The organism is 'Vigna radiata' phytoplasma, from assembly GCF_030586915.1.
Taxonomy (GTDB): domain Bacteria; phylum Bacillota_I; class Bacilli_A; order Acholeplasmatales; family Acholeplasmataceae; genus Phytoplasma; species Phytoplasma australasiaticum.
In genome coordinates, this window is sequence record NZ_JAOSIS010000013.1 from 1 (window position 1) to 13,426 (window position 13,426).

The following is a 13,426-nucleotide window of genomic DNA, read 5'->3' on the forward strand; positions in this document are numbered from 1 at the left end:
GGGAGAAATATTATTTTTATTTTTTAATAAAGGTTCTAAAGCGATTAATGAATTAGTTAAATTCATTTCTAATCCATAAATTTGAGTATAATTCAGTAAACGCAACAAAACTCCTTCTAATTCACGAATATTATCTCCAAAATGAGAAGAAATAAAATTCAATACCTCCATACTTAATTTATTCCTTAAATTACTTGGCATTGCTAACAATTTTTTCTGAATAATAGCTAAACAATGTTGATGATCAGGTTTCTTAATATCCCCTATTAATCCTGATTGAAAACGATTTGTTAATCTTCCCATAATTTTTTTTAACTGGGTTACAGGTTTATCACTAGTAATAACTATTTGTTTTCGTTGAGAATTCAAATGATCAAAAAGTTTAAAAAATTCTATTTGTGTATATTTAGCATTTTCCATCATTTGAATATCATCTATTAATAAAACATCTAAATTTCGATATTTATTATGAAATTCTTCCATTTTATCTTGCTTTAATTTAGAAGTAAATTCTTCCATAAATCCTTCGGCTTTAACATACAAAATTTTTTTATGAGGATCTTTTTTAATCATAAAATTACCTATAGCATGCATTAAATGAGTTTTTCCCAAGCCAACATCTCCAAAAATATATAAAGGATTTGCTCGTAATAATACTTCTTCATTAGCGGTTTTTTTAGCAATTCTAAAAGTAAAATCATTACTTTCCCCTGTAACAAAATTATCAAAATTATACTTAGATTCTAAACCAGAATAATAATCATCTTTATAACCTAATTCAAATTCCTTTAAATCATAAGAGTGATCGACATGTAATAAATCCACATTATTATCCGAATCAGTTGTTTTTATAGGATTATTAACAGTATTTGTATCGGAATTAGATAATAAATCCTCATCAGACAAAAATTTAAAAAATATGTCGGCATCAGAATATTTTTTAGAAATTTCATGAATTAAATCTAAATAATTCATCAAAAGAATTTTAGTTTTAATAAAATCACTAACCAAAATAAAAATAGTATTTTTTTCTATTTTATAAGGATTTTTCATATTAATAAAATTAGCTTTAAAAACTTCCGGACTGCACCTTAAAGACAATTCTTCTACCACTTTATCTAAAACTTGTCTTACCGACAATGCCATAATCATTTTCTCCTTAGGAAAATATTTTTTTTATCTAAAAAAAATAATTAAATAGAACATGCTTCGCATTCGGATAATTTTAATTTTCGGGTTCTAGTGTAATAAAGAGTTTTTATACCTTTATGATGAGCATATAAATAAATTTTTTGCAATTCCCTAGTATTCATATCAGAATTAATACACAACTCTAAAGAAATACCTTGATCTATATGTTTTTGAGCAACCGCTATAACATTTATTAATTTAAATTTATCTATTTGATAAGCAGTTTGGTACATAAAAGAAACATCAGATAAGTAAGGCGCTGGAAAATAAGTTTTAGAATTACCATAAGTTCTTTCTTCTACTAATTGTTTAATAGGTGTTAAAGAAGAAGTAGTAGACATAACGTAACCAATAGAACCATTAGGAGCTATAGCCAATCTATGTGAATTCCATAAACCATATTTAATTACACTTTTACGTAATTCCTGCCAATCTTTGTCAGTAGGTAATTCAATATCTTTAAAAATATCTTTAATTTTCGGAAATGTAGGCAGAATAGCTTTCCTATTTGTAAAATATTCACCACTAGCATACGTTGATAATTCAAACTGAAAAAATTTTTTACCTGTTTTTTTTGCTTTTAAATTAGAGTGTAATAAAGAATAGTAATTAACAGCATTAAAAAAAACATCAATTAATTCCAAATTTTCATCACTTCCGAATTCTATCATATTTTCCGCTAAAAAACTATGATGACCCATCATACCAAAGCCAACACTTCTATTTAATCTATTAGCCTTGCATACACCTGGAACATAATGAATATTGCTTTTTTCAGAAACCGAATTCATTAATTCCATAGCTAAAAAAACAGTCTCTTTAATATTTTTATTTTTAATCATATTACCCATATGACCAGAAGATAAATTACAAGAAATATCCATACCTATGATATCTTGATCTCGTTGATCATAAGGTGCATAATGAGAAGTTAAAGAAGGTTGTAAAATTTCTGTACACAAATTTGAAAATTTAATTTTTCCGCTAGAAGTATTTTGTTTATTAGCATTATCACAAAACATAATATATGGATATCCTGATTCACCTTGTAATTGAGCAATAATTTCTAATAAATTTCTAGGATTTATAAATTTCTTATCAATATCAGAATCATTAACCAAAATATCATACCATTTATCCATATCAACGCTAACATCTGCAAAATTCATTTTATATTTTTTATAAATGCTATGAGGATAAAACAAAGCCATCATTTTATTATTTTTAGCTAAAGAAATCATTTTATCAGAAACTACAACACCTAAAGATAAAGTCTTTAATCTAATATCGTCATCTGCATTTAATTTTTTGGAGTTTAAAAAATCTAAAATATCAGCATGATGAGCGCTTAAATAAATAGCAACAGCTCCTAACCTATGACCCATTTGATCTGCATAACGAGAAACATAATCTAAAATTTTAGCTACTCCAATAACTCCTTTGCATGCATTAGCAATTCCTTTAATAGATTCTCCTTTAGCTCTTAAATTAGATAAATTAATTGAAACGCCGCCACCTATCTTAGATAATTGCATAGTAAATTCTATAATACGAGATATGTCATTCAAAGAATCTCCAGCTTCTAAAAGAAAACAAGAAACAAATTCCCCTCTTTTTTTAAGTCCACTATTCAATAAAGTCGGAGTAGCTGGAGTAAAATTTTGTCTAATTAAATTAATAATTAATTTTTTAGCCAATTCAAAATCTCCAGAAGCATGATACAAAGCATTAATAACTAAACGATCTTCATAAGTTTCTAAATAATTTTTTTTATCTCGCGTTTTTAAAGAATAATCTTTATAAAATTTATAAGCACTCATAAAAGAATTAAAATTAAAATTATAATCATATGCTATTTTATAAATTTCTTTAATTTGAATATAAGAATACAATTTTAAAAATTCTTCCTCATAATATTCATTATTAATTAAAAATTTTAATTTATCCGATAAACTTTCAAATCTTTTTAATTTAGGTTTAATTTCTTCAGATAAATAACTCTCTAAAGCCTCTAAATCTTTATTAAGATCTTTAATATTACCTTCTTCGTCTATAATTTGATTATTTAAAATAATCCAATGAGGAATTGAAGTATCATTGCAAAATTTATTTTTATCATTAACAAAATTTTTATACTTATCATCTAAACTACAATTAACTCCCATATTAACTCCTGATTTATTATAATTTTTCAGCCATTTATTTAATTTTTCAATATCTTCTGTAAAACCTCTACCTTCGAACTTCATAATCAAAGGAATACCAAAATCTTTAGAAGCAACATCACCGGCTTTAGCATAATTAGAACCATAATTTTTATTACCAGAGGAAGCTACACCTATGACTAAATGAGAATATTTAATTAAAAAATCCCTAGCTTCTTGAGATAATTCTCCAAAACCAACCGTTTTAATTATTAAAATAATTTCCTCATTATTATTAACAAATTCTGATATATGTTCACTAGGATAATCTAATTTTTTGACAAAATCATAAATATTACCGTGTTTTAATCCATCATAAACAATCTTCAAAATAATCACCCATATCAACTTAATTCCCAATTTTAAATTATTATCATTTTTTTAATAATTCTATTATATAACATAAACAATTCTATTAAACTAAAACAAATAATTATAAAAACAATACATAAATATAATTTATGACAAAAAAATAAACTTATTTTAATTAAATAAAAATTCAATAAAATTAAAAAAAACAAACTCAGAAAATTAATTATAAAATTAATTATGTTTTTTAAAATATTTCTCAAAATTAAATAAATAATTTTAAAAAAAATAACCAATAACTAAACACTAATTATTATTATATAAAAATTTTTCAATTCATATAATATTAAAATATTTTTTTAAATATAAATTAATTTATATATAAACATAAATGATAGCCATTTTATTGATATTAAATTATTTTATTTTATATAAATATTTTAATTTTTTTAATTATTTTAAATTTATTAAAATAATTATATTTTTTATTTAAAGAATAATTTTAAAATTATAAATTTAATATAATTTAATTTATATAAATTTATATATAAATATAATTAAAATTATATTATTTTAATATTATTTAATAATATATAATTATATATCTTTATTGTTATTTAATGCATTTGAATAGAAATATTAAATATAATAGATTAAAAATATAGTATTAATCTTATATTTTTGTATTTTCAACAAATAACTTATTCACATTTTTAACCTACTTATTCACATTTTTAACCTACTTATTCACATTTTTAACCTACTTATTCACATTTTAATATAAAAAATAACCTACTTATTCACAACTTATTCACAATTTTATTTTAGATTTCAAATATTTTTATTAAAAAACAAATATTTTTGTTAAAAAATAAATTTTATAAAAATAAAAAAATCTAAAAATAATGAAAATTTATTATTTATTAAGACTTATTCAAGTTACTTATTCAAAAAAAATATTTTTTTTTTTTAATCAAAAATATTGTAAAATACATTTTTTTTTATTTTATATCTAAAACTTATTCACATTTTTTTTAAAGTTTTTTGTTTTTTTTATTTATATAAATAAAATTCATAAAAATATATTTTTGTTAATATTTTTTGAAATAAAAGATATATAAAAAAACTAAATTTTTTTAGTGAACAATAATTATATAATTTTATATATTTTTTAAATTAAATAGTTTTAATTTATATAATATTTAATAAAAATTAAAAAAATATTAAATTTTATTATGTTAAAAATGTTTTTTTTAATTATATAATTTAAAATAAAGAAATAGTTAAAAAATCATTTACATTAAATTTATATTAAAAAATGATTTTTTCATATTTTTTAAACATTAGAAAGGTTTTTTTATTAAAAACATAGTTAATAATTATGATTAAAAATTCTATAAATTCACAATATAAACAAGATTATTTGAATTTCTTAAATATTAAAAATAAATTTATTTTTAAATTACTATTATTTTTAATAATATTTACAATTTTTTCTGATATATATATTATTATTTTTTATAAAAATCCTTTTTTTGACATAAAAGAAATTTTTAAAAAAATAATTTCTCATTATAGATTTTTCACTAACCAAATGATTTTATCTATTTTTTATACTTTATGTACTTTTTTAATAGAAATAAAAAATAAAAAAAAACAAAAAATTTTTATTTTAATAACATTAGTTAATTCTTTATTAACTTTTTGTGTTTATAATATGATACTTGCTCCAATTTGGACAACGTACAATGATTTTAGTATTTTTTTTAATTATTTTAAAAAAAATGTTATTTTTGATATAAATTTTTTTAAAAATATTTATGAAAGTCATTTTTTAAGTATTATTCAACACACTATCGTTCCTTTAAATTTTTTTATAATTTTTATTTACCTGAAAATATCAAAAATAAAAACCAAAGAAATTTTTTTATCTTTTATTCATCCTGTTATTTATTTATTTTTATATTTTTTATTTTTATTAGACCCTTTTAAAACTTTTTTTGGTGTTAAATGTATATTTAATCAATGTTGGTTCCCTTATGCTAACATTCAATGTGATTATCCTTTTCATGAAAATAAAATTTTCGGAGAACCTATTTTTGGGATAAGTTATTTTCATGGAAAATTAGCAGTTTTTATTAGAGAATTTGTTTTATTTTTATTATTTTCTATAGTTTTTTATATTATTTTTAAAATTAAGAATAAATCGGTTAAAAAGGATTTTAATTTATGATTAGTCAATCTTTGGCAAAAAATAAAATTATTATTACTGGTATAAAACCTAGCGGAGATTTGACTTTAGGTAATTGGCTTGGAATTATCCAACCTTTATTATTGTTGCAAAAGAAATTTGCTGAACAATATGAGTTTTATTTTTTTATTGCTGATTTGCATGCTTTAACAACTTTTGATAAAAAATTTGATTTGAAACAAATAATACGTAATATGGCAGCTATTTTGTTATCTTCTGGTTTATCATTATCTAAAACAACTTTTTTTCTTCAATCGGATGTTTTTGCTCATACTTATTTAAGTTATATTTTAGAATGTAATACTTATTTAGGAGAATTGAATAGAATGATTCAATTTAAAGAAAAAAAGAAAAAAAATTCATCTAATGTAAGAGTTTCTCTTTTAACCTATCCTATTTTAATGGCATCCGATATTTTACTTTATGATGCTGATATTGTTGTAGTAGGTAAAGATCAAAAACAACATTTGGAATTAACTCGTGATTTAGCTATTCGTTTTAATTCTTTTTATGGTGATATTTTTAAAATTCCAGAATTTTTAAAAATAGGCTATACTATTAATTCTTTAACTCATCCTGATAAGAAAATGAGTAAAAGTTTTTTTTTGGATAAAGAAAAAGATAAAGGTTGTATTTTTTTGTTAGAAGATCTAAATAACATTAGAACAAAAATTATGCAAGCGGTAACAGATGATATAGGTGAAATAAAATATAATCCCGAAAAACAACCCGGAATTTCTAATTTATTAAAAATTTATGCCGGTTTAAATGGTATTGAAATTTCTCAAGCAGAGAGTTTGTTTGTTAATTATTCTTATAAAGAATTTAAAATAAAATTAGCATCTTTAATTTTGGAAAAAATTAAAATTATTCAAGATAATTTTAAAAATTTGATTAATAATGAAATTTTAGAAAAGACTTTTGCTAATGGTGCTTCAAAAGCTAATGAAATATCTCGAAAAAAAATTAATAAAATTAGAAAAATTTTAGGAATTAAATATTCTATTTAATATTTTTTTAAATTATAAATGTTTATATATTTTTAAATGTTTAAAAAATATTTTTTAAAAATAAATAGAAATATTTTTTTGGATTTTCTTTATATTATGATATAATCTACACATATAAATACATTTTTTTATCAATTGTTATAAAAAATTTTGAATTTTTTATTTATTTATTTTTTTATTAACGATAATTTATTATAAATCAATTAGAAAAGGTTATTTTTTTGTGTTTAAAAAAAAAGAAAATACCATCAATCTTTCCGAAAATAAAAAAATTAATTTTAATTTTATTTTAATTAATATTTTTTTATGTTTTTTTTATTGTTTAGCAGATGTTCTTTTTGTAAGTGGTAATTATAAAATAAATTTATATGTTACAGGTGTTCATGGTATTGGTGATGCTATTGCCAAAGTTTTAAAAAGTAATTTTGATATTTTTAAATGTAATTCTTTATTTGTAGGTTTTTTTGCGGCGTTTTTTTATCTTTTTATTAATTTTATCTTATTTATGTTTATTGCTTTTCCTAAGTTAGACAGTAAATTTAATATTACTACTCTTTGTAACACTATTTTTATTTTTCTGTTTTTAACTATTTTAACTATTTTAATTAATGGTAATAATGGAATTATTTTTAATAAAATGCAAAATTTTTTTGGTATTTTTGATTATGAAGGGAAATTTTGGTTTAGTAATTTATTGAGAGTTTTTATTGTATCTTTGATAACTGGTATTATTGGTGGAATTTGTATTCGAATTGGTGGTTCTACCGGTGGTATAGATATTATTTCTAAATATTTGTATATTTATAAAAAAAAAGATATTTCTTTTATTACTTGTATTTTTAATTATTTGATTTCTATTATTGCTACTTTTTTAATTTATGCTACAACAAAAGAATTTTATTGGGAATCTATTCTTTTAACTAATTTAATTAAAATACCTTTGACAACTTTTTTTATGTATTTAGTTATTTGAATTTATATTAGAATATAAAATTTGATTATTTTTTTAAAATAAGGAATTTATTGTGAATATAACGATTGAAAATACTTGGAAAAAATTTAAAATTTATTTATTGCAGGAATTATTATTGTCATGTAATACTGTTGATGCTTATTTGATAGATGCTAAACAATATTTAAATTTTTTGTTTTATATGTTAAAATTAAATTTTCCTAATAAAATAAAAAAAAATCATGTTTCGGATTTTATTAATTATATTTCTCAAAATAATAATTTAAGTAGTAGAACGGTAGCGCGTAAGATTGTTGTTATTAAAAAAATACATCATTTTTGGTTTTTAGAAAAATGTATAAATCGTAATATTGTTGAAAATTGGAAAATTCCTAAGATTAATAGAAAATTACCAGTTGTGTTGTCAGCAGACGAAATTATTATATTTTTAAATTTTTTAAATCAAATTAATAATGATAGTAATTCGTTAATTAATTTTCGTGATCAATTAATGTTTGAGTTAATGTATAGTTCTGGTTTAAGAATATCTGAAATTTTAAGTTTAACTTTATCGTCTTTATATTTGGACAAATTTCAGATTTTTGTTATCGGAAAAGGAAATAAAGAAAGATTAGTTCCTATAACTAAACATGTTGCAAAATTATTTTATTATTATTTAAAAAAAATTAGACCTTTATTAAAATCATCCGAAAGGGTAGAAAACAATTGGGTTTTTTTAAATTATCAAGGTTTTCGTTTGTCTAGACAAGGATGTTATAAAATTTTTAAAAAGAATATTAGTTTATCTAAATTATCTTCATGTTCTCCGCATACTTTAAGACATTCTTTTGCTACACATTTGTTAGAAAATGGCATGGATTTGAGAATGTTACAAAAAATTTTAGGTCACGAAGATATAACTACTACTCAAATTTATACTCATATTAGTCAAAAACGTTTAAAAAAGGTTTATTTAAAGTGTCATCCGCGTGCTATTAATTCTGATTGATTTTTTTTAGTGATAGAGGTGATAATAAGTGTTTTCCGCTAACTTGTTATGTTATAAGCAATTATTTTTTTTAGAAAAAAGAAAACAAAAAATTATTTCTTTAGCTGCTGATCAAAATTATTCTTTTTGGTATTTTAATTTTAATGTTGTTAAATATTTTGAAATTATTTCAGACATTCAAAAACATTTATATACTTTTAATCCTTTTTTAAATACAAAAATTATTTTTATAGAAAATATTTCTGCTTTATTCGAATTAAAGAATAAATTGGATTTTTCTTTTTTGTTTAATTTTATTAAAAATCCTCAAAAAAAAATTATTCTATTTATTAGTTTAGATTGTAATAATGTTAATTTTAAGTTTTTTTATAATAAATTAAAACCTTTTATGCATGTGGAAGAAATTTTTTCTATTAATAATTATCGAGAATTATATGAATATATTTTGAAAACATTTGAATATGATAATTTTAAAATATCTTCACATATAAAACCTATTTTGACTAAAAAATTAATTAATCATTATCAAGATGATTTATTTTTATTAGAACAAGAAATTAATAAAATTAAATCTTATTATATCGAAGATAAAATAATTCATGATTCCAAAATAATTAAAGAATTAATTTTTAATGAATCCGATCAAAATATTTTATCTTTAATTAAATTATTGGTAGATAAAAAAATATTAGAAAGTTACTTATTATTTAACAATTTAACAAATAAATTTCAAAATTTTTTTTCCATTTTTTTTCAATTAATGAAAACTTTACAAGAATTAATTTTAATTTATTTTTATTCGCAAAATGATAATAATATTCTAACGATATCTTATTTATGTAAATTTTCTTTTGCTAAAACTTCTTTTTTTTTAAAAGAAATTAATAATTTAAATATAAAATCTCTTTATGAATTATTTTTGTTAAATTTTAAATTTTTGTATAAATTGAAAATTGGTGTTATTAAATATCATGAATGTTTAAATATTTTTTTACAGCAGGTTATTTATGATCAAGATTTAGATGATAATTTTTAATATAATTTTATTTATTTTTATTTTAGAGAAATGAATGTTTCGGTAAATTTTTCTAAATTGATTGATCCTGTTCTTAAAATTTTGAAATTATTATCGTTGATTTCAATTACTGTAGATGGTGTGTTGGATGAAGTATAATTATTTGGAAAAATTTTTTTAACTTCATGTTGATAAATATTTTTAATAATTTGGAAATCATTTATAGGTTTTTCTCCGCTTTTATTAACAGAAGTAGTTTTTAAAGGTCCTTCTTTTTTTAATATTTCTAAAGCTATAGGATGATTTGGCATTCTAATTCCGATTTTGCTTTCTTGGGTTATTCGGAAATATTGTTTTTTTGCTTTAACTATTAAAGTTAAAGGTCCTGGCCAAAATTGTTTGTATATTTTTACAATTTGATTATTAATTTCAACAAGATTTTCGATTTGTTTTAAATTATAAAATAATAGGGCCATCGGTTTTTTTAGAGATCTTTTTTTTAGTTGGTAAATTTTATTTAAACTTTGAGTGTCATACCAAGGAGCGCCCATTCCATATACAGTGTCTGTAGGGAAAATAATTATATTATTAAAGTTTTTCATAAATTAGTTAAAAGTTATCTTTCCATTTTTGTTTTTGAAATTCATCTATTAAAGGTTTTATTATTAAATCAATATTACCTTCCATAAACTCATTTAACTGATATATTGATAAATTTATTCTATGATCTGTTATTTTATTGTTGGGATAATCATAAGTTCTTATTTTTTCGCTTCGATCACTTTTACCTATTAAATCTTTTTTAATTTGATTTTGTTTTTGTTTTTGTTCAGATTGTTGTTGATAATAAATTTTATTAGTTAATAATTGAAAAGCTTTTTCTTTGTTATCATGTTGACTTTTTGCTATTTGACATGATGAGCTTATACCTGTAGGTAAATGAGTTAATCGAACTGCTGATTTAGTGGTATTTACAGATTGTCCCCCAGGGCCACTAGCATTAAAAGTATCCACTCTAATGTCATTCCAATTAATTTCTATTTTTTGATGGTTATCATTAGGAATTACTAATATTTTTACTGTAGATGTGTGTATTCTGCCTTTATTTTCTGTCTTCGGGATACGCTGTACTCGATGTATTCCGGATTCATATTTTAAATAATAAAATACATTTTTTCCATTAATTACAAATTCAACAGACGAAATACCTTCTTTAGATGTAGATAATAAATTGATAATTTCTAATTTCCATTTTTTATATTCTATATATTTTTTATAAGCTCTAAACAAATCTGATACAAATAAATTAGCTTCTTGCCCACCTATGCCTTTTTTAATTTCTACAATTACATCTTGTTTATCTTCTGCGTTATATTGTTCTGGGTATAATAGTTTTTCTAATTGATTAGTTTTGTTTTTAATTTTGATAATTAAATTATTTTTTTCTGTTTCTGCTAATTGGATTATTTCTTCTTCTAAAATTTTATCATTTGTTTGAGATAATGTTTTTTGTATTGTTTTATACTCTTTTTTTAATTGAATATATTCTTCGTAAGCAAAAACAATTTTTTGCAGTTTATTCATTTCTTTTAATAAATTAATATTTTGAAAATTTTTTGGGTTTTCTAATATTTTTTTTTGATTTTGTAAATATTTTTTTTTTATTAATTCTAATTTATCAAACATCTAAATTATTGTATCATCCTATTTTAATTTATTCTATTAAGTGGTCAGTTTCATTAAATAATAAACAATTAGAATCAAAATTAAAATATTTAGTGCTTGTAATACCTTGACGATTTTTCGCAATAATTAACTCTGTGTGCCCTAAGTCTATATTATATTCACTATATTTTTCTTTCGAATAATATCCTTTTCTGTATAAAAACATAACTATATCAGCATCTTGTTCGATACTCCCTGAATCTCTTAAATCTGATAGAATAGGTTTTTTATCTTCTCTTTTTTCTACTTCTCGAGATAATTGGGATAAAGCTATAACTGGTATTTTTAATTCACGAGCCATTTGTTTCAAGCTTTTTGAAATATCAGAAACTTCTTCTTGTCGATTATTAAAACCATATTGTCGATTATTTTGATTATTTTTTCTGATTAATTGTAAATAATCTATAATTACTACATCTAATTTTTGTTGATGTTTTAATTTACGACATTGCGTTCTTATATCTAAAATATTTACTGCTACTGAATCATCAAAATATATATTTAATTTTTTTAATTTATCAGCTGTTAATTTTAGCAAAGATCTTTGATTTTGATTTAACAATCCTAATTGAATATTTTTATGAGGTATTTCGCTTTGAGCACTTAATATCCTTGTTACTAATTGTTCATTAGACATTTCTAAGCTAAAAATTGCTACATAAGTTTGAGCATTATTATTTTTTTGAGCCATTTTAATTGCTAAATTGGTCATAAAACTACTTTTTCCCATAGAAGGTCTAGCAGCAATAATGATTAATTCTTCTTTTTTTAATCCTAAGGTTACTTCATCTAAATTAGTATAACCAGTGCTTATACCAATAATATTTTTATTTTGTAAATTGTTTATAGTGTTTTCTTGTACTTGTTCGATTAAGTTGTTTATTTTAATGAAATTATTGGTTTTACTTTTATTAGAAATTTGGAAAATTTTTTCTTCTGCTAAATTTAAAAATTTTTGTGGTTCAATATCAGGATTATTTAATCCTTCGTGCACAATAGAAGAAGCAGTTTGAATGATATTTCTTTTAACAGCTGCTTCATTGACTAAGTTAATATATGTTTCTAAATGATAAATGGATGGAATTATTTCGCCTAATTGAATTAAATAATTTTGTCCGCCATCTATATGAATATTTTTATTTTTTAATAATGTATATACTGAATAATAATCAATAGATTTTGATGTTTCAAATAATTCTTGAATTGCTTGAAAAATTTTTTGATTATTAAGGTTAAAAAAATCACTAACTTCCAAACGTCCTATTACATTAATAATTTGTTTAGGTTCTAAAAAAATAATTCCTAAAATTGATTTTTCTGCCTCTGCATAATAAGGTAGTTTTATATTTTCATTCATGATTTTTTAGCTTTTACGTTAATTGTTAAGGCTGCTATAATATTATCTTTTAAAATAATATTAGCTTTATAAATACCTAAGGCATTAATTTCATTATCTAAAATTATTTTGGGTTTATCCAATAAAATGTTATGACTTTTATATAGTTCATCTATAATATTTTTTGGAGTTATTTTGCCATGCATTTCGCCGTTTGGGCCAATTTTTATTTGAAAAGTAATTTGTTTATCTTCTATTTCTTCTTTTAATTTAGTCATCAATATAATTTTTTGTTGTTCTTTTTCTTCTTTTATTTTTTTATTTTGTTCTAAATATTTAATATTTTGAGGATTAGCTAAAAGAGCTTTTTTAGTTCTAATTAAATAGTTACCAAAACCAGGATTAACTTGAATAATTTCTTCTT

11 protein-coding genes are annotated in these 13,426 nt (G+C 20.8%); 5 read left to right on the forward strand and 6 right to left on the reverse strand.

All coding sequences use genetic code 11. The annotated features are described in order from the left end of the window. Nucleotides 1–1,146, reverse strand: a 1,146-nt coding sequence (locus OC710_RS01605) for a DnaA ATPase domain-containing protein (protein WP_304514973.1), incomplete at its 3' end; no start/stop codon positions are given. Between the two features lie 47 nt (nt 1,147–1,193). Next, on the reverse strand, nt 1,194–3,734 hold the full coding sequence (gene nrdE, locus OC710_RS01610; RefSeq protein ID WP_004995203.1) for a class 1b ribonucleoside-diphosphate reductase subunit alpha: 2,541 nt from the start codon (nt 3,732–3,734) through the stop codon (nt 1,194–1,196). A gap of 1,351 nt (nt 3,735–5,085) precedes the next feature. On the opposite strand from nrdE, the gene OC710_RS01615 reads away from it, so the two are divergent. The 5 genes from OC710_RS01615 (at nt 5,086) to OC710_RS01635 (ending at nt 9,962) form a co-directional block, all read left to right on the forward strand. Then, the gene (locus OC710_RS01615; protein WP_304514974.1) at nt 5,086–5,937 is read left to right on the forward strand and encodes a hypothetical protein; all 852 of its coding nucleotides are present in this window, start codon (nt 5,086–5,088) and stop codon (nt 5,935–5,937) included. Beyond that, complete coding sequence (gene trpS, locus OC710_RS01620) at nt 5,934–6,965, forward strand: tryptophan--tRNA ligase (RefSeq protein ID WP_004995207.1); 1,032 nt, start codon at nt 5,934–5,936, stop codon at nt 6,963–6,965. The genes OC710_RS01615 and trpS overlap by 4 nt, the downstream gene beginning before the upstream one ends. Before the next feature lie 223 nt (nt 6,966–7,188). Beyond that, nucleotides 7,189–7,938, forward strand: coding sequence for a YitT family protein (locus tag OC710_RS01625; RefSeq protein WP_004995208.1), 750 nt, complete (start codon nt 7,189–7,191; stop codon nt 7,936–7,938). A 52-nt stretch (nt 7,939–7,990) separates the two neighbouring features. Then, nucleotides 7,991–8,926 carry a tyrosine-type recombinase/integrase gene (locus tag OC710_RS01630; RefSeq protein ID WP_004995210.1) on the forward strand — a complete coding sequence of 312 codons (936 nt, stop codon included), beginning with the start codon at nt 7,991–7,993 and terminating at the stop codon, nt 8,924–8,926. Between the two features lie 28 nt (nt 8,927–8,954). Next, complete coding sequence (locus OC710_RS01635; RefSeq protein ID WP_004995212.1) at nt 8,955–9,962, forward strand: hypothetical protein; 1,008 nt, start codon at nt 8,955–8,957, stop codon at nt 9,960–9,962. Between the two features lie 17 nt (nt 9,963–9,979). Here the strand turns inward: OC710_RS01635 and OC710_RS01640 are convergent, their stop codons facing one another. From OC710_RS01640 to rplI, 4 genes are all read right to left on the reverse strand, one after another. Further along, on the reverse strand, nt 9,980–10,543 hold the full coding sequence (locus OC710_RS01640; RefSeq protein ID WP_004995214.1) for an L-threonylcarbamoyladenylate synthase: 564 nt from the start codon (nt 10,541–10,543) through the stop codon (nt 9,980–9,982). A 7-nt stretch (nt 10,544–10,550) separates the two neighbouring features. Next, nucleotides 10,551–11,627, reverse strand: a complete 1,077-nt coding sequence (prfA, locus tag OC710_RS01645; RefSeq protein ID WP_004995216.1) for a peptide chain release factor 1 — start codon at nt 11,625–11,627, stop codon at nt 10,551–10,553. Nucleotides 11,628–11,655: 28 nt separating this feature from the next. Beyond that, on the reverse strand, nt 11,656–13,023 hold the full coding sequence (dnaB, locus tag OC710_RS01650; protein ID WP_004995218.1) for a replicative DNA helicase: 1,368 nt from the start codon (nt 13,021–13,023) through the stop codon (nt 11,656–11,658). Then, a partial coding sequence (gene rplI, locus OC710_RS01655; protein ID WP_304514975.1) for a 50S ribosomal protein L9 occupies nt 13,020–13,426 on the reverse strand: 407 nt, incomplete at its 5' end. The genes dnaB and rplI, both read right to left, overlap by 4 nt.

What these genes read in the sequence shown, in the direction of transcription:
- OC710_RS01615 (WP_304514974.1), top strand. Translation starts at nt 5,086, where the DNA reads ATGATTAAAAATTCTATAAATTCACAATATAAACAAGATTATTTGAAT.
- trpS (WP_004995207.1), top strand. Translation starts at nt 5,934, where the DNA reads ATGATTAGTCAATCTTTGGCAAAAAATAAAATTATTATTACTGGTATA.
- OC710_RS01640 (WP_004995214.1), bottom strand. Translation starts at nt 10,543, where the DNA reads ATGAAAAACTTTAATAATATAATTATTTTCCCTACAGACACTGTATAT.
- prfA (WP_004995216.1), bottom strand. Translation starts at nt 11,627, where the DNA reads ATGTTTGATAAATTAGAATTAATAAAAAAAAAATATTTACAAAATCAA.
- dnaB (WP_004995218.1), bottom strand. Translation starts at nt 13,023, where the DNA reads ATGAATGAAAATATAAAACTACCTTATTATGCAGAGGCAGAAAAATCA.